The organism is Bacillus sp. JK106 (assembly GCF_053663355.1).
Genome location: NZ_JBSJQC010000004.1, coordinates 349382 through 376118, shown reverse-complemented (window position 1 = coordinate 376118; position 26737 = coordinate 349382). Strand labels below are relative to the sequence as shown.

At 44.2% G+C, this 26737-nt stretch carries 28 protein-coding genes and 1 riboswitch; of the genes, 13 read left to right on the top strand and 15 right to left on the bottom strand.

From position 1 onward, the window contains the following. Window positions 1-184: 184 nt before the first annotated feature. The 4 genes from ACWJJS_RS17225 to ACWJJS_RS17210 all read left to right on the top strand — a co-directional run bounded on the left by ACWJJS_RS17225 (window position 185) and on the right by ACWJJS_RS17210 (window position 4456). Complete coding sequence (locus tag ACWJJS_RS17225; RefSeq protein WP_276123259.1) at window positions 185-1042, top strand: YitT family protein; 858 nt, start codon at window positions 185-187, stop codon at window positions 1040-1042. A 118-nt stretch (window positions 1043-1160) separates the two neighbouring features. Beyond that, the gene (locus ACWJJS_RS17220) at window positions 1161-1688 is read left to right on the top strand and encodes a GNAT family N-acetyltransferase (protein WP_416406095.1); all 528 of its coding nucleotides are present in this window, start codon (window positions 1161-1163) and stop codon (window positions 1686-1688) included. Window positions 1689-1966: 278 nt separating this feature from the next. Continuing rightward, window positions 1967-3595 carry a ribosomal protection-like ABC-F family protein gene (abc-f, locus tag ACWJJS_RS17215; protein ID WP_165409815.1) on the top strand — a complete coding sequence of 543 codons (1629 nt, stop codon included), beginning with the start codon at window positions 1967-1969 and terminating at the stop codon, window positions 3593-3595. Window positions 3596-3733: 138 nt separating this feature from the next. Next, window positions 3734-4456, top strand: a complete 723-nt coding sequence (locus ACWJJS_RS17210) for a gamma-glutamyl-gamma-aminobutyrate hydrolase family protein (protein WP_204530314.1) — start codon at window positions 3734-3736, stop codon at window positions 4454-4456. Between the two features lie 34 nt (window positions 4457-4490). Here the strand turns inward: ACWJJS_RS17210 and ACWJJS_RS17205 are convergent, their stop codons facing one another. The 3 genes from ACWJJS_RS17205 to ACWJJS_RS17195 form a co-directional block, all read right to left on the bottom strand. Next, the gene (locus ACWJJS_RS17205) at window positions 4491-6644 is read right to left on the bottom strand and encodes an MMPL family transporter (RefSeq protein ID WP_454023733.1); all 2154 of its coding nucleotides are present in this window, start codon (window positions 6642-6644) and stop codon (window positions 4491-4493) included. 98 nt (window positions 6645-6742) lie between these two features. Beyond that, window positions 6743-7378, bottom strand: a complete 636-nt coding sequence (locus tag ACWJJS_RS17200; RefSeq protein WP_454023732.1) for a response regulator transcription factor — start codon at window positions 7376-7378, stop codon at window positions 6743-6745. Further along, window positions 7371-8531 carry a sensor histidine kinase gene (locus tag ACWJJS_RS17195; RefSeq protein WP_232213379.1) on the bottom strand — a complete coding sequence of 387 codons (1161 nt, stop codon included), beginning with the start codon at window positions 8529-8531 and terminating at the stop codon, window positions 7371-7373. The genes ACWJJS_RS17200 and ACWJJS_RS17195 overlap by 8 nt, the downstream gene beginning before the upstream one ends. 518 nt (window positions 8532-9049) lie before the next feature. Here ACWJJS_RS17195 and ACWJJS_RS17190 point away from each other — a divergent pair. From ACWJJS_RS17190 to ACWJJS_RS17170, 5 genes are read left to right on the top strand one after another with little or no spacing between them, the layout of a single operon-like run. Beyond that, window positions 9050-9295: a spore gernimation protein GerQ gene (locus ACWJJS_RS17190; protein WP_101562767.1), complete on the top strand. Its 246-nt coding sequence runs from the start codon at window positions 9050-9052 to the stop codon at window positions 9293-9295. 17 nt (window positions 9296-9312) lie between these two features. After that, a complete protein-coding gene (locus tag ACWJJS_RS17185; RefSeq protein ID WP_070081429.1) occupies window positions 9313-9681 on the top strand; it encodes a spore coat protein in 369 nt (122 codons plus the stop codon). Window positions 9682-9699: 18 nt separating this feature from the next. After that, window positions 9700-10836, top strand: a complete 1137-nt coding sequence (locus ACWJJS_RS17180) for a zinc-dependent alcohol dehydrogenase (protein ID WP_003156072.1) — start codon at window positions 9700-9702, stop codon at window positions 10834-10836. 18 nt (window positions 10837-10854) lie between these two features. Beyond that, window positions 10855-11052, top strand: coding sequence for a hypothetical protein (locus ACWJJS_RS17175; RefSeq protein ID WP_053573697.1), 198 nt, complete (start codon window positions 10855-10857; stop codon window positions 11050-11052). A gap of 14 nt (window positions 11053-11066) precedes the next feature. Beyond that, complete coding sequence (locus tag ACWJJS_RS17170) at window positions 11067-11366, top strand: spore coat protein (protein ID WP_327968939.1); 300 nt, start codon at window positions 11067-11069, stop codon at window positions 11364-11366. 183 nt (window positions 11367-11549) lie between these two features. On the opposite strand, the gene ACWJJS_RS17165 is transcribed toward ACWJJS_RS17170, so the two are convergent. Further along, the gene (locus ACWJJS_RS17165) at window positions 11550-12128 is read right to left on the bottom strand and encodes a TetR/AcrR family transcriptional regulator (RefSeq protein WP_102422381.1); all 579 of its coding nucleotides are present in this window, start codon (window positions 12126-12128) and stop codon (window positions 11550-11552) included. Between the two features lie 245 nt (window positions 12129-12373). Between ACWJJS_RS17165 and ACWJJS_RS17160 the strand changes: the two genes are divergently transcribed. Together ACWJJS_RS17160 and ACWJJS_RS17155 are read left to right on the top strand one after the other, a co-directional pair. Then, window positions 12374-13564 (top strand): MFS transporter, encoded by a 1191-nt coding sequence (locus tag ACWJJS_RS17160; protein WP_101562762.1) that lies wholly within the window; start codon window positions 12374-12376, stop codon window positions 13562-13564. A gap of 216 nt (window positions 13565-13780) precedes the next feature. After that, window positions 13781-14140 (top strand): hypothetical protein, encoded by a 360-nt coding sequence (locus ACWJJS_RS17155; RefSeq protein ID WP_229041590.1) that lies wholly within the window; start codon window positions 13781-13783, stop codon window positions 14138-14140. A gap of 48 nt (window positions 14141-14188) precedes the next feature. On the opposite strand, the gene ACWJJS_RS17150 is transcribed toward ACWJJS_RS17155, so the two are convergent. After that, window positions 14189-14809 (bottom strand): FMN-binding negative transcriptional regulator, encoded by a 621-nt coding sequence (locus ACWJJS_RS17150; RefSeq protein ID WP_369614660.1) that lies wholly within the window; start codon window positions 14807-14809, stop codon window positions 14189-14191. 118 nt (window positions 14810-14927) lie between these two features. On the opposite strand from ACWJJS_RS17150, the gene pdxR reads away from it, so the two are divergent. Continuing rightward, window positions 14928-16310: a MocR-like pyridoxine biosynthesis transcription factor PdxR gene (gene pdxR, locus ACWJJS_RS17145; RefSeq protein ID WP_369614659.1), complete on the top strand. Its 1383-nt coding sequence runs from the start codon at window positions 14928-14930 to the stop codon at window positions 16308-16310. A 37-nt stretch (window positions 16311-16347) separates the two neighbouring features. Here the strand turns inward: pdxR and ACWJJS_RS17140 are convergent, their stop codons facing one another. Continuing rightward, a complete protein-coding gene (locus tag ACWJJS_RS17140) occupies window positions 16348-17637 on the bottom strand; it encodes a Na+/H+ antiporter NhaC family protein (RefSeq protein ID WP_369614658.1) in 1290 nt (429 codons plus the stop codon). 223 nt (window positions 17638-17860) lie between these two features. Further along, entirely contained in the window at window positions 17861-18265 is a 405-nt protein-coding gene (locus tag ACWJJS_RS17135) for a MerR family transcriptional regulator (protein WP_007409338.1), read from the bottom strand. 159 nt (window positions 18266-18424) lie between these two features. Between ACWJJS_RS17135 and ACWJJS_RS17130 the strand changes: the two genes are divergently transcribed. Next, window positions 18425-19474 carry an NAD(P)-dependent alcohol dehydrogenase gene (locus ACWJJS_RS17130; RefSeq protein WP_369614657.1) on the top strand — a complete coding sequence of 350 codons (1050 nt, stop codon included), beginning with the start codon at window positions 18425-18427 and terminating at the stop codon, window positions 19472-19474. A 58-nt stretch (window positions 19475-19532) separates the two neighbouring features. Here the strand turns inward: ACWJJS_RS17130 and ACWJJS_RS17125 are convergent, their stop codons facing one another. The 8 genes from ACWJJS_RS17125 to ACWJJS_RS17090 all read right to left on the bottom strand — a co-directional run bounded on the left by ACWJJS_RS17125 (window position 19533) and on the right by ACWJJS_RS17090 (window position 26662). Next, a complete protein-coding gene (locus ACWJJS_RS17125; protein ID WP_102422378.1) occupies window positions 19533-20495 on the bottom strand; it encodes an arsenic resistance protein in 963 nt (320 codons plus the stop codon). A gap of 188 nt (window positions 20496-20683) precedes the next feature. Then, entirely contained in the window at window positions 20684-21919 is a 1236-nt protein-coding gene (locus tag ACWJJS_RS17120; RefSeq protein WP_369614656.1) for an HAD-IIA family hydrolase, read from the bottom strand. A gap of 11 nt (window positions 21920-21930) precedes the next feature. Next, the gene (gene thiD / locus ACWJJS_RS17115; protein ID WP_014417014.1) at window positions 21931-22749 is read right to left on the bottom strand and encodes a bifunctional hydroxymethylpyrimidine kinase/phosphomethylpyrimidine kinase; all 819 of its coding nucleotides are present in this window, start codon (window positions 22747-22749) and stop codon (window positions 21931-21933) included. Window positions 22750-22763: 14 nt separating this feature from the next. Continuing rightward, window positions 22764-23522 (bottom strand): class I SAM-dependent methyltransferase, encoded by a 759-nt coding sequence (locus ACWJJS_RS17110; RefSeq protein WP_014417013.1) that lies wholly within the window; start codon window positions 23520-23522, stop codon window positions 22764-22766. Beyond that, a complete protein-coding gene (locus ACWJJS_RS17105) occupies window positions 23519-24529 on the bottom strand; it encodes a thymidylate synthase (protein WP_278071603.1) in 1011 nt (336 codons plus the stop codon). The genes ACWJJS_RS17110 and ACWJJS_RS17105 overlap by 4 nt, the downstream gene beginning before the upstream one ends. Further along, window positions 24526-24990: a TIR domain-containing protein gene (locus tag ACWJJS_RS17100; RefSeq protein WP_014417011.1), complete on the bottom strand. Its 465-nt coding sequence runs from the start codon at window positions 24988-24990 to the stop codon at window positions 24526-24528. Before ACWJJS_RS17100 ends, ACWJJS_RS17105 begins: the two co-directional genes overlap by 4 nt. Window positions 24991-25067: 77 nt before the next feature. Beyond that, window positions 25068-25171, bottom strand: a riboswitch (TPP riboswitch). A 117-nt stretch (window positions 25172-25288) separates the two neighbouring features. Next, on the bottom strand, window positions 25289-25669 hold the full coding sequence (locus tag ACWJJS_RS17095; RefSeq protein WP_014417010.1) for a hypothetical protein: 381 nt from the start codon (window positions 25667-25669) through the stop codon (window positions 25289-25291). 192 nt (window positions 25670-25861) lie between these two features. Then, entirely contained in the window at window positions 25862-26662 is an 801-nt protein-coding gene (locus ACWJJS_RS17090) for a dihydrodipicolinate synthase family protein (protein WP_369614655.1), read from the bottom strand. Between the last annotated feature and the right edge of the window lie 75 nt (window positions 26663-26737).

Genomic DNA, 26737 nt, shown 5'->3' with positions numbered 1-26737 from the left:
TTTTCACGGCATTGACAAGATGTGAAGGTGTCTATATAATCTTCGATATTGAAGCTGATCATTCTTTACTGAATGAACAAACGAGATTGTGAATGATTCGTCTTAAAAATTATTTAGTTCTGCTGGATAATTTTTGAGGCGTTTTTGTTTTTTATATATTTTTGACTGCGGAGGAGGTTTGCATATGAAGAACATTTGCAAGGATATACTGATGATTATGGCCGGAGCCTTTCTTATCGCGGCGTCCGTGGAATTTTTCGTCATCCCGAATCATTTAGGGGACGGCAGCACCGTGGGAATCGCTCTCGTTTTATATTATCTTTTCCATATACCTGCAAGTATTACGACTCTGGTTGTAAATTTGATTTTTATCGGGTTGGCTTATAAATTTTTAACGAAAAAAACGATTTTATTCACGATACTCGGTACGGGAATGACTTCTGTTTTTCTCAGCATCGTCAGCTTTATTCCATTCGGCGTGCACGACATGGTGCTCGGGATCGTATTCGGCGCTCTGCTGATGGGAGCGGGGCTGGCATTGATCTTTATCGCTGACGGATCTACCGGCGGGACCACGCTTTTGGCGTATTTATTGAATTACACAAAGGGCTTTAACATCTCCAAAAGCATGTTTTATATGGATTGTGTCATCATTTTCGCATCCGTTTTAGCGATCGGAATCAATCATATGCTGTATACGTTTATATTCGTTTATCTGTGCGCCAAAATCGTCGATATTGTCATTGAGGGTTTCCATAATAAAAAAGCCCTCACCATTATGTCTGACCAATACGAAGAAATCGCCAAAGCCATCACCTCCGAGTACGGCAACGCGGCGACGATTTTTTACGGATACGGGTATTACGGCAGCAAAGACAAGCGCATTATCTATGTTGTCATTAAAAAGAACGAATTGCTGAAAATCAAAAAACATGTTCAAAAAATTGATCCGAAATCATTTATCGTTATTCATGAAGTAAAAGAAGCTGTCGGAGGGCAATTCGGGTTTACAAACCTGCCCGCCGCCGCAAATGAAAAATAACCGCCTGCAGTGTATAGCTGCAGGCTTTTTTTATCCGGCTCTTCCCCGCTCAAAGGTTTTTTATATCTTTCAATCGAAGTAGTAAATGAAACCTTTTTTGATGGAGGAACATAAAAAAATGAATATCAAAACTGAAAGGCTCGTAATTCGGACATTTGAACCGGAAGATTGGCAGGATGTCTATGCGTACACCTCGAATCCGAGTGTCATGAAATATATACCAGAGGGTGTCTTTACCGAAGAAGATGCCAGGAAATTCGTTACTGAAAACAGCGGTGAACATACCGGGAAGTTTCCCGTTTTATTGAAGGATGAGAAAACGGTCATTGGCCACATTGTTTTTTTTCAGTATTTTGGCGATCATACGTATGAAATCGGCTGGGTGTTTCACCCGGAATACCAGGGCAAAGGATATGCTTCAGAGGCGGCGCGCGCCGTGCTGGCATTCGGGTTTAACAAGATGAAATTACACCGGATCGTTGCGACATGTCAGCCGGAAAACATGGCTTCGCACCGGGTGATGGAAAAGATCGGGATGAGGCGGGAAGGCTTTTTTAAAAAATGCATCCCCCATGATAATGAATGGTGGGATGAATATTATTATGCCGTTTTAGAAGAAGAGTGGGAAGCCTCCAATCTGGAATAAAAAGGCTTATACCCTTTGCTTTTACAGATAAGTGTGTGCTACACTGTTCGTAACAAATACGAAGGGATGATGGGTGGACAATGATTAACTAATCTTATTTTGACCGTTTGAAATCAAATATTTCAAATCAGAAAAAATAGGATTAGTCTGCCCATTTTCTATACGATACGAGAAAGCTATGTAAAAATAGCTTATTTGATCATGCACAGGTACGGCTAATCCTTCCAAATCAATTGGGAGGATTTTTTTGTCCTCCCTTTAAAGCGAGGGATTGACATATGAAAGAAATGTTAAAGTTAAGCGGCATCAGTTATGAAATCAACAGTGTTCCCCTTTTTGAACAGATCAGCGCGAGTGTTCAGCAAGGCGACATCATCGGCGTTATCGGTAAAAACGGCGCCGGCAAATCTTTATTGCTGCAATTGATCTGCAATCAAAAAGCGCCGTCACAAGGACAGATCCAGATGATGCAAGATGTGAACATATATATGGTGGAACAAGAAACGGAAGCTTATGATTCCGGCCACACGGAGCCTGCGGAGGCAGCCTTGTTAGAAAAGTGGAACGTGCCCGCACGCGCCTTTTCGCAATTAAGCGGCGGAGAAAAATTGAAAGCCCGTCTTGCCAAAGGTTTCTCCTCCTCAAGCGGACTTTTGTTATTAGATGAGCCGACGAACCACCTCGATCAGCACAGTTTAGAAATACTGCTGAATCAGATCAAGAATTACAAAGGCACCATTATTTTCGTTTCGCATGATCGTGCTTTTATAGATGCAGCGGCGACAAAAATCTGGGCCATCGAAGGAAAGAAACTCATTGAACATAAAGGGAATTATTCAAGCTATATGGAGGTCCGCAAACAGAGAAGGCTGACACAGCAGCGGGAATATGAGAATCAGCAAAATATGATCAGACGGATTGAAGCTCAAATGAACGAGCTGAGCGCCTGGTCGAAAAAAGCCCACGCCCAATCAACGAAAATAGAAGGCTTTAAAGAATACCACCGCGTAAAAGCAAAACGCACGGACGCCCAGATTAAATCAAAGCAGAAGCGTCTTGAAAAAGAGCTTGAAAAAGCGAAAGCAGAACCGGTTGAAGCGGAGTATGAAGTCCGTTTTTCCATTGAGCACCGCAAAAAAGCGGGAAAGCGTTTTTTAGAAGTAAGTGATGTCACAAAGTCATATGACGGCCGAACGCTTTTTAAAAACGTGAATTTCACTGTGATGCACGGTGAAAAGATCGCGATTACAGGCCCGAACGGCAGCGGGAAAACAACATTATTGAAGGTCATCCTCGGTCAGGAAAAAGCGCAGGGCGGCATATGGATTTCTCCGACTGCAAACGTCGGATATTTAACCCAGGAAGTATTCGACCTTCCGCTTGATAAAACCCCCGAACAGCTTTTTTACAAAGAAACGTTCGAAGCTAGGGGCAATGTGCAATCCCTCATGAAGCATTTAGGATTTACCGCAGCGCAATGGACGGAACCCATCGGCAAGATGAGCATGGGAGAGCGGGTCAAATGCAAACTGATGGCGTTTATTTTAGAGGAGAAAGATGTGCTGATTCTGGATGAGCCGACAAACCACCTTGATCTGCCGTCACGCGAGCAGCTTGAAGACACTTTGGCCCGATACGACGGAACGCTCATCATCGTATCTCATGATCGTTACTTTCTCGAAAAGACGACGGACATCCGGCTTGATATCTCAAATGGCAGCGTCCGAAAACAATGGAAAGAATCTCCCTCCGTCAGGGATGATGCTGAAGAACTGCGATTAAAGCTTGAAACCGAACGGCAGGAAGTCCTCGGAAAACTCAGCTTCATGACTCCGGCTGATAAACAATATCGTGAGCTCGATCAAAAATTCAAAGAGCTGACGGAAGAAATCAAGAAATTGAAATGAATGTAAAAACCCGTGATTGTCACGGGTTTTGTTTTGGAAAGTTCACGTACCATGAGGAATAATTTCAAACTGATTTGTACAACCTACGTTCAGATTTATACGAGAAGGTTCAGAAAGAAAGGTTCAGGTGAACGCAGGATGGCCAAACGCATCGGAATTACGGGAAACATTATGGCTGATCAATCAGGCCCTTTCCCGGGTTATAATCGGGCATATGTCAATAATGATTATATTCAGTCTGTTTCTGAGGCCGGCGGTGTGCCGTTTATATTGCCGGTGATTCAAGAGACGGCGCTTGTAAAGGAACAGGTCTCTCATGTTGACGGCATCATTCTGTCCGGCGGCCAGGATATAGACCCGCTGTTTTACGGCGAAGAACCTTTACAGGCTTTAAGAAAGACCTTTCCTGATCGGGATGCCTACGAGAAGGAGCTGATTCTCACGGCGGTTGCTTTAGAAAAGCCGATTCTGGCAATCTGCCGGGGGATGCATATGTTAAACGTCACTTACGGGGGAACTTTATATCAAGACCTGACACACGCTTCGTTTGCTGACATTAAGCACGATCAAGAAAAAGATCCGCCGTTAAAAACCCATCATGTTTCTTTTGAAAAAGGGACACGTCTCCATTCCTTGTTTGGCGATTCAGCGCGGGTGAATTCATTCCATCACCAGATCATAAAAGAGACGGCGCCTTCGTTTAAAGCCGCGGCTTATGCGAAAGACGGGGCCATTGAAGCGATTGAACGGACGGGTGAATTATTTGTCGTCGGCGTGCAATGGCATCCCGAAATGCTGACAAAAAAGCACGAAGACATGAAAAAGCTTTTTTCTCTGTTCATGAATGCGGTCAGAACATAAAAAAAAGCAGATCATAACGATCTGCTTTTTCATTTTATTCTTCCGGTTTCTCCGGTGTTTTGCCTTGTGTCAGCTTATGGCCTTCGATATCCACGTTCGGAATGATTTTATCCAGCCACTTCGGCAAGTACCAGGCCGCATGTCCCATCAGCTTCATGACACTCGGAATGATGGTCATTCTTACAATGAACGCATCGAAAAGAACACCGAAAGTCATTGCCAATCCCATGGATTTGATCGTAGAGTCCCCCGCGAAGATGAATCCAGCAAAGACGAAAATCATGATCAGTCCCGCCGCTGTTACGACAGGTCCGCTATGTTTCAATCCGGCATGGATGGCTTGTACCGGATTTTTTGTTTTGACATAGTCTTCTCTCATTCTGCTGACAAGGAATACTTGATAGTCCATCGCCAGCCCGAAAAGAATACCGATGGCTAAAATAGGCAGGAAGGCGAGAATCGGACCTTTTTCCGGAATGCTGAGCAAGCCGGTGAAATTCCCATCCTGCAGAACGAATACCGATAACCCGAGTGTAGCGGTCATCGTCAGCAAAAAGCCGACGACGGCGGCAAGCGGCACGAGAAGCGAGCGGAAAACAACGGTCAGCAATACAAACGCAAACCCGACAATGAGAATGGCGAATTCCGGAATCGCATCATTTAACCGGTCTGAAATATCAATATTCACCGCTGTTGACCCGGTGACGAGCAGGCGGATGCCGTTTTTGTCTGATCGTTTCCGTATATCCTGCACTAACTCTTTCGTTGCCTTATCATTCGGCCCGGTTTCAGGCACTGCCGTAATGATGGCATAATCCCCTTTTTGATTCGGCATGGCAGGTGTGACGCTCGCCACATTGTGCAAGTCCTTTATTTCTTTCACGGCGTCTTGAAATGCTTCACTTTTGTTCCCCTTGACCCCTTTTGCATCGGCAACAATTGTCAGCTTGCCGTTAAAGCCTTCGCCGAATCCTTTAGACAACAGATCATAGGCGCGGCGGTCCGGGCTGTCTTTCGCTTTCATTCCCGCATCAGGCAGCCCCAGCTCTAAATGCATGGCCGGCAGACTGATGACGGCTAAAAGAATAATGCTGAAAATGCTTAACAGAATAGGCTTCTTTGTAACGAAGCGCCCCCAGGCATTCGTGTCGGCGCTTTTCTTTTCTTTCTTCTTGTTTGATTTCGGAATCATCCGTTTTCCTGCGATTGATAACACCGCAGGCACCAGCGTTACTGATGCCAATACAGCCATCAGCACACTGAGCGCCGCAGTCAATCCCATGGCAGACATGAACGGAATGCCGACAACGGTCAATCCGCAAAGCGCGACGATCACGGTCAGTCCCGCAAAAACGACGGCGCTGCCAGCCGTTCCCGCAGCCTTAGCGATCGATTCATTTTTTTGTACACCTTCGCCCAAAAACTGACGATGCTTCGTAAAGATAAACAGCGCATAATCAATCCCGACGGCCAGGCCGATCATTCCGGATAATGAGAGACTGACCGAGGCTATTGTAAAGACCTGTGTTCCGATTAACGTCAGCGCGACGCTTACGCCTAACCCAATCAGGGCTGTGACAATCGGCAGCCCCGCTATAACTAATGAACCAAACGTAATGGCCAGAACGACGAAAGCCAGCACAACGCCGACAATTTCAGAGACACCGCCGACTTCAACACCGGCCCCCGGCACATCGCCGCTGAGCTCCGTCTGCAGGCCCTTGTCTCCGGCGGCGGACAGACTGTGTTTAATATGTGAAACAGACGCATCCGTAATGTCATCCGCCGCTTTTTTGTACGTAATATCGGCATATGCCACTGATCCGTCTTTAGAAATGGTTCCTGTCTCAAAAGGACTTGCAATCGAAGCGACTGAATGATCTGTTTTGATCTTCTTTAATGTCTCTTCAATCGCTTGTTTTTCCGGTTTTGACGTCAATTTCTTCCCGTCTTCAGCTCCGAAAATAACCCGTATGCTTCCTTTATCGGGCCCCTTTGAAAATTCTTTTTGAATGATATCCATCGCCTTTTCAGAAGGTGTGTCGGGAATTGACATATCCTCAGAAAAAGCAGGCTTTAACGAGATGGCGATCACAATCGAAGCGATCAGTATCACGAGCCACGCAATGATCATTTTGAATCGGTTGCGGGCAGACCATCCCCCTAATTTATATAAAAAACCAGACATCGAATACTCCTCTCCAATCATTACTTTCTGCCTAATTGTAGTTCACATTCACATAAAAAAAACGTACATAGGGGCATGTACGTTTGGGCAGTTTTTCATTATATATTCAGTTTCAGAATGCCTTTTTGCATGGCAATGGTGACGGCTTCCGTCCGCGAATCAGCGCCTAATTTGTTATAAATCGATGTTAATCTCGCTTTTACCGTCCGCTCTGAGATTCCTAAATCGAAGGCGATCGCTTTGCTTTTATGTCCTTTCGCAACGGCTTGCAGAACTATGATTTCCTTGTCCGTCAGCTGTGTTTCATTGGCATTTGCCCGTTCCATTTTCATTTCCCGGAAACGGCGCAAGGTGTCCGGCTGCAGAAGCACTTCTCCCCTGACCGCCGCATCCATCGTATGAAATAAGGTTTCTGAGCTTGTGTCCTTCAGCAGATAACCGTTCGCGCCTGATTCGATGCCTTCTATCATCAGATGATCTTCATTATAGGTCGTCAAAATAATGATCGGCACATCAGAATGCTCTTTTATCTGTTTAATGGCTTCCAGCCCGCTCATTTCCGGCATGTACAGATCCATGAGAATGACATCGGGCTTTAGTTCCTCTGCGAGGCGGACGGCGGTTTTCCCGTTTTCCGCCTCTCCCGTTATGGTGTAATGGTCATTTGTTTCTATCAAAAGCTTCAGACCTTCTCTGACGACAAGATGGTCATCTGCTATTAACACTTTATACATGTTCCGCTTCTCCTTGAATTGGTATGATGATCTCAATTTGAGTTCCCGCTGCTCTGGCGCTTGTTATACGGAAAGTGCCATTCATCATATTGACGCGTTCTTGTATCCCAAGCAGCCCGTAATGTCCGCTTTTTCTCATTTCTGTTCCGGCATCAAAGCCTTTCCCGTCATCTTTGACGGTTATGCGGATCTGTCCCTCTTCTTCCTGAACGGACACCCAGACATTCTTGGCTTCTGCATGCTTGGCGGCGTTAGTCAGGCCTTCGCCGATCATGTAATGGCAATTCTCCGCCGTATGAACGTCAAGCACATGATACACGCTGTAATCTAAAAAACAAGACAGCCCGGAGGCTTCTGTAAAATGGTTGATTTGTTCAGTGATGCATTCTTTTAAGAACCCGATCTCTTCTGATTTGCTGCGAAGGTTGTCAATGGCCGAGCGCGCATCAGCCAATGTGCCCTTCACTCTGTCCATTGACTGGCTGATGATGTCTTTCGCTCTGTCAGTGTTACCCTTTGAAAGATGAACATGCACCGCTTCAAGCTGCATATGCAAACTGACCAGCCCTTGCGCAAGTGTATCGTGCAAGTCTCTCGCCATCCGCTGCCTCTCGTTTTGAAGCGTCAGCTGTTTCACTTGCCGGTGAGCGAGCTCTAATTTTTCAAGCGTCATCTGTGTTTTTATTTTTTCATCAACTTGTGCGAAAAATGTTGCCGCATACGTGATAATCACGATCATGATGGGAGCGGCGATAACGATGAAACGAAGCAGATGATGCGGATGCTCCTGGTGCAGGGCTGCTATGGACATTAAAATGACAAGATAGAGTATGAGCAGCGTTTTGCCCTTATCCGCCATTCCGATAATCTGCCCGATTAAAAAGGCATAGAGTCCGATGACCGCCGCGATATAGCCGCCGGTCATCAAGTTAGCCGATGTATATATAATAAATCCCTGTATGATGAAATAAAGAAACGTTTTTTTCTTGACCCAGCGATAGGAATGCCAGTGCAGCACGGCAAAAATGACGATCAATATCGTGAATAACAGCAGCAATAAAACCGTCCAGCTTTCATAAATGTACTGCAAAGAGACTGATGCGGCATATACCATAAAAATAAACGCCAGACCGGGCACCCGAAGCGCAAGCATATGCAATGAGCGTCTGTCACGGGAGACATAGTCTTCTTGATGTTTTGTACCAAACAATCTCTGTCCACTTCCTTTTAGCCGACCGGCCTCACGATGTTTTATTCTATTTGTCATCATACCATAAGTGCCTTCTTCTCACCTTCCCCTTCTGTCCTGCATGACGGGTGAAAGAAAAAACAGCCTGCGGGATTGGTTATATATGGGCTTGCGTTCGGCTCATTGATCGGCCTGTTAAGCGCCAGCCGGATGATCTCGCGGAAGGGAACCAGGTTCGTTGCCCCGGTCAGCGTTCTGTTTGTTATCACTGGGATATTTGTCATCAGCGCAGGTTGTTTTTCCGCTTTCAAAAGCATCGTGTTTGCCGGACTTATCATCTTCGGGATTAGGCTTCCTCTTTTATTGATGTACCGTCAGATTTCTTCTCTCTTTTTTCTTATAAACAAAATTTGTAAGACTAAAGTCCTTTTCTAAGGGGAAATTAACTACGTATTTCTAGAAAGGGAGGTTTAAAAGACATTATGGAAAAGCGAGAATTAGCGGCTCACGAGTCGCTTGACTTACATGAAATGATTAACTTCAAGACGCTTTGTGTAGCGAAATCCAAGCTCATGCAAGGACTTGTGTTTAATCAGGATCTGAAAACGTTAATGGAGAAAGATGTTCAGCAAGCCTCTCAAGACCTGGCTGATTTACAGGCGGTTTATGAACGTGCATCTTTTCAGGCTCCTGTTCCTCAAAACCGGCCGACTTCGATCATCAATTGAAAGGAAGGTAAGCATCATTGAATCATGACTATTTAGATCCAATCAATTCATTACACGTCCCTGAACTCGCAGATATGACATTCGCAATGGATTTTCTTTTACGGGCAAAAGAAGGCGTCAGAAATACCGCCGTCGCTTTAACAGAAACCGCTTCACCTGATGTAAGAGCTTTGCTGCGCAAACAGCTCATGCAGGGAATCGCGATGCATCAGGAAATTACCGACTTGATGGTCAGCAAAAAGTGGTTTCACCCGCATGATCTGAGCGAACAGTATAAACTGGACCAGCTCTCTGCGAAAAATACCCTCATGGTCGGAAACATGAATCTGTTTCCCGTTGAAACGAACAGAAAAGGGATGTTTGACCGCACACCTGATGAACACTAACACTGGAGGTATTACAGCATGAAAGCCGTAACGTATCAAGGAGTGAAAAACGTCGTAGTCAAAGACGTGCCTGATCCGAAGATTGAAAAACACGATGACATGATTATAAAAGTCACAAGTACGGCAATTTGCGGATCAGATTTACATTTAATCCACGGACTCATCCCGAACTTGCAGGAAGACTACATCATCGGGCATGAACCGATGGGCATCGTGGAAGAAACCGGTCCCGGCGTGACGAAAGTCAAAAAAGGCGACCGCGTCATTATTCCTTTTAATATTGCCTGCGGAGAATGCACTTATTGTAAAAATCACCTGGAAAGCCAATGTGATCAATCAAATGAAAACGGCGATATGGGCGCTTATTTCGGCTATTCAGGGAGTACCGGCGGCTATCCGGGCGGCCAGGCCGAATATTTGCGCGTCCCTTTTGCGAACTTTACCCATTTTAAAGTCCCCGAAACATGCGAAGAACCGGATGAGAAATTGAGTGTTATTGCCGATGCGATGACAACCGGTTTTTGGAGCGTTGACAATGCCGGCGTAAAAGCAGGCGATACGGTCATCGTTCTCGGCTGCGGGCCCGTGGGCCTTTTCGCTCAAAAATTCTGCTGGTTAAAGGGAGCGAAACGCGTAATAGCCGTAGACTATGTCAACTACCGTCTCCAGCATGCGAAACGGACGAATAAAGTGGAAATCGTGAACTTCGAAGACCACGAAAATACGGGCAGCTACCTGAAGGAAATCACCAAAGGCGGCGCTGATGTGGTTATTGACGCCGTCGGCATGGACGGAAAAATGACGGATCTGGAGTTCCTCGCCAGCGGATTAAAACTTCAAGGCGGGGCGATGAGCGCATTGGTCATCGCGTCCCAAGCGGTGCGAAAAGGCGGAACGATCCAGATTACGGGTGTGTACGGCGGCAGATACAACGGGTTTCCCCTTGGCGATATCATGCAGCGGAACGTCAATATCCGATCAGGACAAGCTCCGGTTATCCATTATATGCCGTATATGTTTGAACTGGTGTCAACCGGCAAAATTGATCCGGGCGATGTTGTAAGCCATGTCATTCCGCTTAGTGAAGCGAAGCACGGCTATGAGATGTTTGACACGAAAACAGATGATTGTATTAAAGTTGTACTCAAACCTTAAAGAACGGAGGCTACAGAAATGGCCAGCGCCTTACATGAATTACTCGAAATTCAGGAGATGGCTTCTTTTAAGTCACTTTGTCTGACGAAATCCAAAACCATGAAAGCGCTCGTATCCGATCCGCAGCTGAAAGAAATTATGCAGCAGGATGCGGATACATCAACAAGGCAATTGCAGGAATTTGCCTCGATTTTATCTGAGGCAAAGCATGAATAGGAGATGAATGACGAATGAATCCAATTATGGAATACTTGACGGGGATGGATGCACTGACAGACCAAATTGTCGCTATGGATTTATTGAATTCGGCAAAAAGCGGAGTCAGAAACTATGCGATGGCGGCGACGGAAGCCGGAACGCCTGAAGTGAAAGCGATCCTCACCCGTCACTTAGAAGAAGCCATCGACATGCATGAGCAAATCTCACGCTATATGATAGAAAAAGGCTGGTATCATCCGTGGAACACAGCTGAACAAGTCCGGTTTAATTTGCAAAATATTGATACGGCGCTCCGCCTGCCCGTCCTATAAATGTTTTCCTGCTGAGACAGCACCTCTGGCTCAAGCTTCAGGATTTCCAGGCAACGAAACAGCTCTGCAGCTTCTCCAGCCTTTCTTCGAGCTGTTATTGGGGCTTGCGGCGGTGAATGCGTGCGTGGCAGCCGCTGGGCATAGTGGAGAAGGCAGAACAAATTGTTCTGCCTTTTTAATTATTCACGTAGCTTGAACTCCCTTAAACGCACTCATCACAAGATCATGCACATAGGAATCATTCACCTCATCACCTGTGATCAACAGGCGATAGAAAATCGGTCCGTAAATGAGATCGATGCTTACTTCAATATCAAGATTCTCTCTTAATTCACCTTTCTGAATTCCCTTTTCCAGAAGGCCTTTCGCTTGGAGGCGGCGGGGCTGGAAAAATCGCGTGCGATATTCTTCCGCCAATTTTGCATCCAGCTGTCCCGCACCGATTAATTCCTTAATAACGGTTCCTTCCCGACTTGTCAAAAACTTTGCTAAATTCGCGGCGTGGATCAATATATCTTGCACTGTTGATCCTGTATCGGGCACAGGCAGTCTGTCCGTAGCGGTCGAAAGAAAGCTGTCCATGATAACGGCAGCCTTGTTTGACCACCATTTATAAATCGTTGCCTTACTCACTTTGGCACGCTCTGCAATTTTATCGACTGTCACCGCGTCAAAGCCATTTTCCAACAATAGGTCATAGGCAGCAGAAAGAATCGCCTTATGTGTTCCTTCATCACGCGGCCGTCCTCGTTTACTCTGCACATGAATCATTCCTTCCCGAATTATAAACGATACGTTCAGTATACTTAACATGATAAAAAAATAAAACAGAAGCCTATTTACAAAACTGAACGTTCAGTATATTATTTACTTATAAAAACTAAACGTACAGTTTAGGAAATGCTCAACACTCCGCAAAACCTTAGCACTAAAAATCTATGGGGAGGAGATGAATCAGCAAAATATTTATCAAACCTCATAAAATCATTAAAAAGGAGTTCATTCACATGGCTACATTAAACAAACAAAAAGCAGATCAGAGAATCTCAACTGGTTTAACCCTTCTTCTCGCAACGGCATGCGGTATCATTGTCGCTAATCTTTATTATGCACAGCCCTTGGCAGGATTCATTAGTGCGGCAATCGGGCTTTCTCCAAGCAGTGCCGGATTGATTGTCACGCTGACTCAAATCGGATACGTTGCCGGCCTACTGTTTCTCGTCCCTTTGGGAGATATTATCGAAAACAGAAAACTTGTCGTGGTATCGCTCCTACTAAGCGCAGCCGCTCTAACTCTGACAGCATGTGTGAAGCATGGAACACTGTTTTTAGCCGCTGCGTTTTTCATCGGACTGGGATCCATCGCAGCCCAAGTGCTAGTTCCGTTCGCATCATACCTTGCACCAGACGCCGCACGAGGCCGGGTTGTCGGCAATGTGATGAGCGGCCTGCTTCTCGGTATTATGCTTTCCCGTCCGATATCCAGTCTGGTCGCTGATATATGGGGGTGGAATGCCATATTTGCTTTATCCGCCGCGTTAAGTGTTGTCCTGGCAATCGTCTTATCAAAAGTGCTTCCTGCCAGAAAACCAACAGCAAACACAAGCTACACCGTCTTACTCGGTTCAATGTGGAAGCTGCTGCGCACGACTCCGGTCTTACGCCGCCGTGCCATTTATCATGCGTTTGTATTTGGAGCTTTCAGCTTATTCTGGACGACTGTACCTTTATTATTGTCCGGTCCTGCTTTTCATTTTTCTCAAAAGGCAATCGCGCTGTATGCATTAGCGGGCATTGCGGGTGCAGCGGCTGCACCGATAGGCGGCCGTCTGGCTGATCGCGGCTTGACCCGGCTTGCTACCGGAATCGCTCTCGGTGTTGTCATCGTTTCTTTATTACTCCCGCTCATGATTCAGAGCAGCTCCCCCGTCGGAATAGCAGTTCTGGTGGCCGCAGCTATCCTGTTGGATATGGGGGTATCTGCCAACCTCGTACTCAGTCAGCGTGCCATTTTTTCGTTGGCACCTGAATTCCGCAGCCGATTAAACGGATTATTCATGGCAATCTTCTTTCTGGGCGGCGCTGCAGGATCATCAATCGGAGGATGGGCATACGCCTCAGGCGGGTGGAGTATCACATTATGGATTGGAATCGCTTTTCCTGTCATAGCATTGCTTTATTTCACCACGGAGAAATAAGCCTTTCCCCAAAAATAAGCCGTCAGGACCAAGCTGACAGCTTTTTTTTTGGTGTATTCTTCTTTACATCCATCCGAACAAAACATCCGGATTCATGAAAAGATGATATTGATTCTTTACGCCCCGCTCATATAGCCGGACTTCCAATTCTTTCAGCAGCGGTAAAACCATGTCATAATATGTTAAGAAATAATTGCGCCATAGGCAGGTGAACACATGAAGAAGTATTTATATAAACACCTTTTGTTAGCTCTGATTTCGTCCGTTTGCTTTTTATTGGTCTTTTATGTGAGTTTAAAAGTGACACAAGAAGACACACCGCCGTTGTCTGACCGGTTTTACCTTTTTATTTATCTGTACATAGCAGCCGGATATTTGACGGTCGGCCTTGTTTCAGCTTGTATGACTGATATCTTGAAGAATCGCTGGACATTGAATAAAACGTCTTCCATTCTATTAAAACTTATCGTTTACTTACTCATACCGTATGCTATTTTTCATTCTTTCTTCATTTTATCGGCGCCGTTGATTTATGTGCTGTTTGAGTCGTTATTCATCCTGAGAAAAGCTTCATAATCAGAAAAAAACATACCGCATGCTGCCGGTATGTTTTTAAGGTATGGATCAGTTTTTTGCAGTGATCCGCTTGATGTTTTCTTCCATCAAGCCGGAAATGAGCTGTTCGTTTGTATGAGGAATCTGTTTGAGCTGTTGTACGACCAGCCCTTGTCTTGCGGCTGAATGATTTTGACTCAGCTTTGCTTGCCCCTCTATTCTGCTGATTTTGATTTTAAAACCTTTTACCCCTTTGTTCATGCCTGCCAGCAATTTCGCATCGACATCCTCTAATTTGTACGGGCTGTCGGGGCTTTCGTATTTCAAGACGAGATCACTCATCGACTGCACGGTTTCTTCCTCATCCAAAAGCTCCGCCTCTCCGTAAACATGAACCGCCACATAATTCCATGTGGGAACAGCCTGATTCGTCTCATACCATTTAGGCGAGATATAACAATGAGGCCCTTGAAAAACGGCTAACACGTTTTGGCCATCAATCTCTTTCCATTGGGGGTTCGGCAATGCAAAATGACCGTATAAGCATTCGTTATCCTTACTCATCATCAATGGCAGGTGGGTTGCATACGGCATGCCTCCCGCCGTTGAAAACAATGCTGCGAAACCATACTCTTTGATTACATCGCACGCTTCAGCTTCACTCAGCTGAAATGGAGCCGGAATATACATACAAAACTCTCCTCTCTGAACATGGATTGATAAAGCGCTTTCCGCTATAATAAGATATCAACTGACATTTAAAAAGGTACAGTTTCAAATAAATACACATGTCAGAGGAGAATATCTGATGAAAAATATGATTTTCGCTTTCAGAAGCGGCACCCCGAAATATAAACAAATTTACGAGCAATTTAAAACATTGATTGAGCAGGGAAATATTCAGGCAGATGAGCGGCTGCCTTCGATTCGGGAGCTGGCGGATTCCCTGCGGGTAAGCCGCAATACAACGCTGATGGCTTATGATCTTCTTTTAGCGGAGGGATACATTCGCGGGGAAACACGCAAAGGTTATTTTGCAAATGAAGTAGAACCTTCTTTATTTCAAAAAGAAAACGATGTTGTTTACGCTGAGAAAACCGAATCAACTCAGCCGGCCCTGATTGATTTTCGCGCCGGAGCCGTCGATCAAAAGCATTTTCCTCTGAAAACATGGAGAAAATTATACAATCAAGTTTTGACATCAGAGAAAAGCTTCCTGTACGGTGAACCGTTCGGCGAGAGAGACCTGCGTGAACAAATTGCCGCTTATCTCTTGGAATCACGCGGAGTGAAAACAGATGCGGATTCGGTTATCATCGGCAGCAGCACCCAGCAGATGCTGATATATCTCAGCCGGATTCTGAAAGAGGATTTTTCCGGAGTTATAGTAGAAAATCCGGGCTTCGACGGTGCCAGAGCGGCATTTCAATTTCACGGGCTATCTATGGAAACGATGCCTGTCTATGAAAACGGAGCTGATTTTTCTCAATTGCATGCAATGAAAGAAAAATTAATCTATGTGACCCCATCCCATCACAGCCCTTACGGCGTAAGCATGTCCATTCAGCAGCGCCAAACACTGATCAATTGGGTGAATCATAGAGAGGGTTATATTCTTGAAGATGATTATGACAGTGAATTCCGTTATACACAGCAGCCGTTTCCCGCTCTTGCTTCCATTCAATCAGACCGGGTGATTTATTTAGGGAATTTCTCAAAATCCTTTCTACCGGGCATCCGCATAAGCTATATGGTTTTGCCGCAGCGCCTTTTGCACCGGTATAAAAAACGGTTTATTCATTTCGAAAGCACCGCTTCTTCGCTTAATCAGCTGACCATGGCTGAATTGATGAAGGCCGGTGAATGGACCCGCCATATTAAGCGCATGCGCACTGTCTACAAGCGTAAGATGCAGCACTTGACTTCACATATCAAGCAGCAGTTCGGCGATCAGGTGACGATCATCGGCGAGCAGTCGGGATTGTATATATTAGTAAGAGTTCACCTGAACTATACAGAAGAAACATTAATCGAACGCGCTTTTCAGTACGGAGTGAAGGTATATCCTACCGCTGTTTATTTCGTTGCCGGAAAGCCCGAACCGCCGATCATAAAGTTAGGTTTCGCCCATCTCGATACGGATCAGATCACACAGGGCGTACAGCTTTTGAGAAATGCTTGGCTGTCATGAAAGAAAAAAGGCGCCGAACGGCGCCTTTTTTTATCTTTTATTTCGTATTTCTTGTGAATTTCGGCAGTCCAAATATAATGGCGGCGATGCCGCAGATTCCGATTAAAACGGGATAGAAAGAGTATGGCAGGATGCTGACGGGTGAAATATTCCCGAATTTCCCGGCTGATAACAGCTGCGCGCCGTAAGGAATCAATCCTTGTATCATACACGAAAAGATATCCAGAATACTTGCCGATTTTCTGTTGTCGATGTTGAATTTATCAGCGATATTCTTTGCAATCGGCCCGGCTGCGATAATGGAGATCGTATTATTGGCCGCAGCCAGATTCGTCACGCTGACCAGTCCGGCAATGCCGGCTTCGGCGCCTTTTTTGGAACGGATTCGTTTCGTAATAAATTCCAGTAAAAAGTCGATCCCGCCGTTTTGTTTCATTACGCCGACCATCCCGCCGATCAGCATGGACAGGATGATCAGATCGCTCATTCCGGCGATTCCATCCGTAATCGCCTTAAAATAAGAGTCAAACGTCAGGCTGCCGCCCGCCAATCCGATGATCCCCGTCAAAACCAATCCGCCGAATATGACAGCCATCACATTAAAACCGATTAACGCAAAAACTAACACGGCGACATAAGGAAGCACCTTAATCCAGCTGTAAGATGCAGCGCCCGCATGGCCCGCGTGGCCTGCCGGAATAAAAAATAAGATAATAACCGTTAAAATAGCAGCGGGCAAAACAATCAGGAAGTTCGTTTTGAATTTATCCATCATTTGTGTTTTTTGCGTCCGGACTGACGCAATGGTCGTATCGGAAATAAAAGAAAGATTATCTCCGAACATAGCTCCGCCGACCACAGCTGCCATCGTAATCGCGCCGGAGATGCCAAGCTCTCCGCTCAGACCCGCGCTGATCGGCGCAACCGCCGCAATCGTGCCCATTGATGTTCCCATCGATATAGAAATAAAACAAGCAATGATAAACAGCCCCGGCAGCAAAAACTGCTGCGGAATTATGCTCAAAGCAAGATTGACAGTTGAATGCACCGCTCCCATCGCCTCAGCCGCTGAAGCAAAGGCACCTGCCAATATAAAAATCATAACCATAATGATAATATCAGGATGTCCCGCACCGGAAGCGAACCATTCTATTTTTTGATTGAGCGATTTCTTCCGGTTAAATAACAGCGCAAAAGCTGACGCAATGATCGCGGCAATCAAGATCGGCAATTTATAAAAATCTCCGGTCACCAGACCAGAGCCGACAAAAAGCCCTACGAATAAGACTAAAGGCAATAACGCCCAAGGATTCTTATGATTGTTCATCTGGGTAAACCACCTCTTTTCAGCATTAAAGTCGCTAATCACAGTCTAAGCAACATTTCACACTTTAAAAGTCTGCAGTAAAAAAGTCAAGCTGAAAAAAGGATAAGTAATGATTGATAAGATAGAAAAAGCTGTTTTGTTTCCTCTCTTTAGAAAATAAAAAAACCAAGGCTCGTTTCCCTTGGTACATTTCATGCGGCCCGGCGCCCGGGACACCTTCTCTTCATTCAGAAATACATTCAGCTTTCAATCTGTTTTTAAGTTTCGCTTCATTTTCAAGGATATCTTCGTAATCCTCAATCTTCCTGTTTAATCGTTTTATAGTTTCATCAATTTCCCTCTGTTTCTCCGTCAGCCTTTTCCTTTCATTTATAAGGATGTTTTTTCGGGGTTCGATCGTATGATCGGCTCCTTCAATAAATAAAGCGGTATATTCAATCAGCGCCTCAATCGACAGCCCGGCACTTCTCATGCATTTTATAAATTGAATCCAATTCACATCATCTTCGTCATAATCGCGGATGCCGCTTTCATCGCGTTTTACCGGAGGAATCAGTCCTATACTTTCATAATACCTAAGCGTCGCGGCTGATAACTCAACCTGCTTTGCAGCCTGCGCAATCTTCATATTCTTACCACCCATCCTTCATACCTTTCATAAGCGTGCCATTATAGAATATCATTTCATAAAAAAATAAACCAAACCCCTTGACTTAAAGTCCGCTTTAACATTTAAAGTAAAACCGAACAGAGGATTCATCACTTTATCTTGGAGAGGAAGATAACCATGTGCAATAATCATCCGACTCGTGTATTAAGCGCTCCGCATGCAAAAGCTAAATTTGAGCGGACGACGATTGAGAGAAGAGCATTACGGCCGCACGATATCCTGATTGATATTAAGTACAGCGGGATTTGTCACTCAGACATCCACAGCGCATTCGATGAATGGGGCGGCGGAATCTTTCCGATGGTTCCCGGCCATGAAATTGCCGGAGTTGTGGAAGCCGTAGGTGAAGAAGTCACCACATTTGCCGCCGGCGACCGTGTGGGTGTCGGCTGTTTTGTAGACTCCTGCGGGGAATGTGAATACTGCCTGAACGGAGACGAACAATATTGCACAAAAGGCGTTGTTCAGACCTATAATAACCTGGACTACGACGGAAATCCTACGTACGGAGGCTACAGCCAGAAAATAGTTGTCACTGACAGATTCGTTGTCCGTATTCCCGATCAGCTGGATTTGGATGCTGCCAGTCCGCTATTGTGCGCGGGCATTACCACCTATTCTCCGCTGAAACACTGGAATGCCGGTCCCGGCAAAAAAGTGGCGATTGTCGGAATGGGCGGGCTCGGACATTTAGCCGTTCAATTCGCGCACGCTTTAGGCGCAGAGGTCACCCTCCTCAGCCGCTCAATGAACAAAAAAGACGAAGCGCTTGAATTTGGAGCTGATCATTACTTTGCGACAAGCGATCCGAATACATTCACTGAGCTGGCCGGACGATTTGATCTTATTTTAAATACAGTATCCGCGAACCTTGACGTAGATGCCTACTTATCCCTGCTTCGCATTGACGGTACATTGGTAAATGTGGGAGCGCCCGCTAAGCCGGACTCATACAGTGTGTTCTCCTTAATCACGGGCCGCCGCAGCATTGCGGGTTCACTCGTCGGCGGTATTCCGCAGACTCAGGAGATGCTTGATTTCGCCGCCGAGCACGGCATTGCTCCTAAAATTGAAGTGATACCGGCCGATCAAGTTGACGAAGCGTACGAACGGGTTCTCCAAAGCGATGTCCGCTACCGTTTCGTCATTGATATTGCAACTTTATAATTCTAATAAAAAACATACCAATATCTATTGGTATGTTTTTTTCAGCGCAGATTATTTTTTATTTGAGCAGCCATCCGGGCACCGCTTTGATATAAACCAATTCGCCGATCAGCTCAACAATCGTCTGTGTGACGATAACAGCAGCGGCTAATGAGGCCCAAGCATCCGGCAGAGCCAGCGCTAACGGAAGGACTGCGAGAGAATTCCTTGTGCCCGTGCTGAAGATCAATGCTCTTCCTTCACCTGTATTCAGACGGAACGCATATGCGATAAAACGGGAGACAAACGGCATAATGAGCAGGAATAACAGATAGATCGGAAGCACACGTATAATGATGTCAGCATCACTGATGACCTTGCCGATTTGTGTGGCGACGACCGCCAATAAGACCAGAGCCATAAAAGGAACAGGCAGCCACGCCGTCCATTCCAACACCTTTTCTCCCGCCGGCTTCTTATCAGCCCATAGTTGAGTCATCACCGCCGCCAGCAGCGGCACCGCTATTAACAATAAGAATGCTTCCAGAAACGGTCCCGCATGAACAGTCCCTATTACTTCTTTCCCGATAAACAGCCACAGGTATAACGGAAGCAATACCATCTGAACGGCGAACAAAACCGGCGTGGAAGCCAGTATTAATCTCTCATTTCCTTTGCCGAGCTGAGTAAAGACGATGACGTAATCAATACAAGGTGTAAGCAATACCAAACAAACCCCTGATAATATAGGAGGAGATTGAGGAAAAATAGCGGTTAACACCCATACAACGACAGGTACAGCTAAGAAATTACCGATCAGTAAAGCCGCCATAAACTTAAGATTTGACATGGCTTCCCTCAGCTTCAAGAATGGGATTTGGGCAAACATGGCATACATGAGAACAGCGATAAGCGGTGATATCGTCCATCCCCAGCGAAGTCCTGAATCTTTCCCGGCGATCCCCGCTATTCCGCCGATCACAAGAGTCACACCATATATCCAAATTTGCTGTTTTTCTAATGTCTCTCTGGTTATTTTCATTGGCTGACACCTCTTCTCCGCCCATTATACCTTCTTTTCTGCCGCTCTTGCATTAAGGTCCTGCCGGAATTAAAAAACACCAAGGGTCTGTGACACTTGGTGTTTTTGGAACGCGGCCGAGAGATACGGGTTGAGAATCGTTAATTCTTGTAAATAACTCCCAAAAAGTATTTTTGGCGTACTGTTCCTTATCGAATAAAAGCATTCTCTTTCATTTCCAAAGCATCATCCAGCCATCTCGGGTGCATCGGCAAGAGATGTTCAGGTAATTCATGGATATCAAAATATCTGATTTCCATGGCTTCCTCTGTGGATTTTTTCAAAGTGCCGCCGATGACGTCACATTGAAAACAATTGGTAATAAAATGGCTGACTCTGCCGTCAGGGTATATAAAGGTTTGTGAACTCGGATCAGAATAAACGCCTATCATTTTAGAGACTTTCACCACTAATCCAGTTTCCTCTTCTATTTCTCTTATAATTGCTTGTTCAACTGTTTCACCAGGTTCCACATGGCCTGAAGGAATGCCCCATAAACCATTATCAGCACGCTTCATTAATAAAACGGAACTTGATTCTTTCATTATAATTCCAGCGACTCCGGCTTTCACTTGTTCTGTCCATTGGAAATCCGGTTTTTTCCGTACTTCTGCCTTTATTTCATTATCGAACAAGTCTTTCAGATCGCGGATCACAACATCCGGATTTCTAAAATCATGTTTTGCAGGAAATAAAGTATGTTGATCAGAAACTAATACGGAAGTTATGCCTATTTGGTTTGCTCCGACAATATCTGTTTCAGGCGTATCCCCGATCATAACGCATCTCTCTTTATCCTCAAAAGGCTCTAGTACTTTTTCAAATATTGAAGACGCCGGTTTTCCAATTATCATCGGCTCTTTAGCAGCTGCTGTTTTAACAGCCGCGACTATAGCGCCTGTCGCGGGAGCTGGTCCGTTAGCGGCAGGAAATGTTTTATCCCCGTTTGCAGCGATAAATGAAGCTCCGCAGCGGATGAGGTTTACTGCCTTATGCACATCCTGAAATGTAATATTTTGATCCCATCCAATGACAACAGCCTCCGCTTGATCTTCCGTAAGATCAATACCGGCCTTTTGAATTTCACTTTTAAGTTGGTCATTTCCCAATATATATGCCTTCTTTATTCCTTCACTGACAAGGTAATCAGCTGTTGCCCACCCCGCAGTAACGACTTCATCAATACTTGCTGAAATCCCCAGTTTATGAAGGCGTTTCACAATCGTTTCTCTTGTAACACAAGGATCATTCGTTAAAAAGCGAATGGCTTTCTTTTCTTCACGGAGTCGTTTTAAAGAGGCCACAGCTCCTGGTAAAGCTTTATCTCCTATATATATCACTCCGTCTAAATCAAATAAAAATACATCATAATTCTTGGAGATCATCGTAACACTCCTTAAGCGGTTGTCTCTTGGTTAATAGTTGAGCGATACGCAAAATGATTTGTAGGGCCTTGTCCTTTCCCGATTCCTAAGGGATGTTTAATGGCTGCTGAAATGAATTCCTTTCCAGTTGCCACTGATTCCGGTATGCTGTGCTGCTTTGCAAGCTCTGCAGTTATCACAGCTGAAAATGTACATCCTGTTCCATGAGTATGCTTTGTATCAAAGCGGGGAGAAACAAATTCCTCGAAGTCCTCGTCAAAGTACAAAATATCACGGGCTTCTCCGTTCAGGTGCCCCCCTTTTACGACAGCACTTTTCGCCCCGTATACCTCCACTATTTCTTTCGCCGCATCACGCATCTGCTGTACAGTCTCGATTGATTTGCCGATGATTACTTCCGCTTCCGGAATGTTCGGTGTAATAACAGTTGTTTGGGGTATTAATAATTTCTTCAAATGATCAATGGCGTCCTTATGGAGCAGATGATGTCCGCTTTTAGCAATCATAACCGGATCCATCACATACGATTGAATATTTGCGTCTTTTAACTTTTCTGCCAGCAATTCAATAATTCCTATACTTGCAAGCATACCGGTTTTGACAGCATCCGGTTTTATATCATCCATGACACAGTCTATTTGCTGAGATATATTCTGAAGAGACATCTCCTCAAAACTTTTCACACCAAGTGTGTTTTGTGCAACAACTGATGTAATAACAGCCATTCCATATACCTTTTGTTCCTGAAATGTTTTTAAATCCGCATGAATTCCCGCCCCTCCGGAAGGATCAGTCCCAGCAATCGAAAGCGCTTTATAAATATCCGTCAACTTACACTCCTCCTTCAGGCAGGTTTCACTGCTTTAAAAATGACAAAAGGCGGATACTCCTTTTCACATTTCCAATTATTAAATTGAAACTCTTTCTCTATGGCTTTTACATGCTCTTGGTCAATATCGTTTAACGTTGGTTCTGATAAAGTTACATTTTCAAAACCTGCATGAGTTAATAGTTTATAATACATTGACTTCGGCCAATGAAAATCATTTAAAATTAAATCTGCTTGTCCCGGAACATGGAGCCATTCATTTCTTTCTTCTCCGTAAGAATATTCTTTCCCCGGTATTCCATTGCGGAAGGTTGAAAATTCAATTCCGGTTGAATCAGGATTCGTATCGAGTATGACAAATGAAGCTCCTGGTTTTAACACACGAAAAATTTCATTTATGATACCTTTGATACGCTGGTCACTATCCGTATTAATAAAAACATAACAGGCCATTGCAGCATCAACCGAGTGATCTGGTAAGAAGGAAAGATTATCGTGTTCAATTAAATGATAGTCCACATGAGGATGTTGTCTTTTTGCCTTTGCTATATCTAACATCTTCCTTGATTCATCGACTGCGATCACATTGCAGCCTATTCTGTCAGCCAGCCTATAAGCTACCTTTCCCGGACCGCATCCGAAATCGAGCACCTTTTTAATCTCCGCTTTATCAAAAGTACGAAAAACAAACTCAAAACCTAACGTTTGTTCTAAAACGTCATTATAAGCATCGAATTTACCAGCAACACTGTCTTCTTTCCATGAAGTTTTCATTGAATTTCCTCCTTTTGCTCAATTGAGAAATAATGAGACCACTTATTCCTGACGAAATATTGATATATAGGAAGTAAACTTTGAAATAGAGAATGATCCATATCCCGTTTATATGCAATATGCTGGTATATACTGAAAAGGAAAAGAATCTGTTTCCAGTAATCAGGTAAATCGAGCATTTCAATATCGTTTTTTGTCATAGAAATGTGATCTTTCCTAAGTAATTCTTCATACTTTAAGACTGTTTCAATGGACGGCCAGTTATTTCCCTCAGGCATTTTCGGAAATTCAAATTCCGGAATATCATGGTGATTTTCAGCTTCCTCAAGCACCGTTTTCGCCCATTCATGATCTGAATCATAAATATGGATTGATCCCGCATTATGAAAATATTCTCCGACTTCTAAACGCAGTTCTCTGGCCATTAATTCCTGCATGAAGGTAAATGAGAAAAGATCACTGATCATCCCGCGAAAAGCATCATTTGCACGCATGACAGAAGACATGTATAATTCGCCTTCCCTCACAAAAAACTGCAAACCGATTGTGCAGGAAACATCTATATTTTCTGAAACGAAGAGTTCCGAAGCATCGAATATTTGAATAAATGCCCTTTTTGAATCAATATCTTCTTGTGTCAAAAGATTTTTTATTCTATTCCATTGATTTAGTTTTGCATTTCCGAATTCAAATATTTTAGGCCCATACGCAGTGCCTGTTAATGTTTTTTTATTCATTGAATATGAAGGCATTTTTTTATTGTAATAACTGATAAAATCTAAGTCGTTACTCCCCGATAAATACCATAACACTTCAGCAAAATTAAACACGATATTGGTTTTTCTTGAGGATAAATAAGTGACACGTTCTATTGGATTTTCCAGAGTCAGATGGTAGTTCAATTGTTCTCTGCTTTTTTGTCCGCGCGGTGAATTGAAAAATTCAGGGTTGTGATAGATGTCATACAGCGTTTCCGTATATGCTTCATGAAAAGTTCTCTTTCTCATTGAGATTCCGCCTTATATGCTGCAAAGATATTTTTAATGTTCTCTAATAAATCATCTGTATCTTTATAGCTGATGTACTCAACATCCGCCACTGCATTTAACCCTTGAATTAAGAAAGCATAATCCTTGTCCTTTTCTAGAAATAGCACGATCTTTTTTTTCAAGGCAGAAGCCCATCCAATTTCTATATGTGTTCCGGGAGAAGCGGGTGATCCGGGGAATGCTGCAAAAAGGTCGCAAGTGCTTATTTCATCAAAATCAATTTTAGTGCATTGAAGGGGTGTCATGAAATCTTTCCCCCACCCTTCCCGCTTGTGAGCATTATGAACCAGCCATCCTTCATTCTCAAAAAAGGAAATTAATGATTCCAGCTTTCCTCTCTCATACGTACTCATCAATCCAGTTTTCTCATCTACTAAACTTTTAAAAGGCCCTGCCAGAAAAACTTTTTTCGTCGCCACTTCATATCACCCTTTCAAAATAAATAAAGCCACTTTCCTCTATGGAAAGTGGCTTAAATATAGATAAGATAAAGAATCTCTCTAATTTTTCACTTCCCTACGCTGGTATTAACCAAATCAGGTTCAAAGGGTCAGGACGTATTGTCTCTTCTCAGCTATTAAAGCTCCCCTAGTGACTTTTTATAAATATTTACTTTAATTCTATGCTATTCCATATAAATAGTCAAACAATGACCGGCAAAAAGCGCTGCGGATATCACTGGGATTCCTCTTCAATATTGCAGCTTACCCACTAGTTTTAAAACCTTCCGGCCTCTTTTTTCCTGCCAACGAATAAGGTCACGGCCACACTCGCTGAACTGACCAAAGTCCCCAGAACGGCAGCAAGAATTGTCAAAAAGCCATGGGGAATCAGAAATCCAATCGGAATGAGGCCCGCAAACGTGAGAACGATAAAACATTGATAGACTCCGGATATGATTCTCACAACCAAGCTGCTAAAAAAGGACATGACGAATGGCGGAATGAACAAACATAAAATGATTCCGAGTGAGATCAATAAAATCATAGGCTCGTCAAAAGAAATGACACGATCGCCGGGAGACTCTTCAGCCGCCGCGAATACAGCAAATATAGACATCATCAGCGTAAGAAAAACAAGAAAAAACCTTTTCAGCAACGTTATGACTCCTTCTTATAAAAACGGGTATCCTTTTTTAATGACAATAACCAATTTATGTTATCAAATGAAATAATATGAAGTCAATTGATGAATGAATCATAATAAAGCGTGTCATTTTCTTCCGTGAAGCCGTATCACCGCCGGAATACATTCCTTTTGATTATGCCTATGATCAAAAATACACTTCACTTAACTTGATATCATAGGTGACCGGCAGCTGCCTGCTGGAATCCCAATCTTCTTATAGTGATTTTTTATATTCATGACAGTATGATGATTTGTCACTTCATCAATCAGATCGTTTATTCGATCCAGATTGATCGGTTTATTTTCTGATAAGATGCTGAAGCTTTCTCTGATTTCTTCAGGATAGACATTTCCGGCCATGCTTGACAGGCCGTTACACCCGTTACTCAGCATCTTCGGAAATTCAACGTCCCCTGCCGCAAACAAAATAAAGTGATCAGGGAACTCTGTTTGTTTATGACGCAGAACGTCTCCTCCTTCTTTCAGCCCCCTTATCCCGGGATGCCGGCTTATTAAGTCTTTAAGCGCTTTCTCACTCAGATTAAAACCGGTCCGGCCGGGGTTATTATAAAGCACAGCCTCTTTAGAGGTATGACTGAGAAGTTCGTCAACGTAATAAACGGCTTGCTGCTGTGTCGGTCTTATATAAGGAGGAAAACCAATCAATACAGAATCAATATTGGTTTTCTCAATGTGTTTCATCAGTTTGACGGCATCACTGGTTCTTACGGCTGAAACCCCGAACATCAGTTCAACATCTTCAAATTTTCGCTGATTAACATACTCAATGATCTGAAGGCGCTCATCTATGCTGAGTGAATGCTGTTCACCAGTCGTGCCGCATATGAGTAACGAATTAATACCGCTGTTTTTCAAATGTTCGACAATAGCATCAAATCCTTCTAAATATAAACTTTCATCTTCATGAAAAGGCGTAGGGATAGCAACATTAAAATTTCGCATGAGAATGTCCTCCAAGTACATATTCTTGAATATCTGCAGAGTATCATATAACACTGTCTGACATTTAAAAAGGTA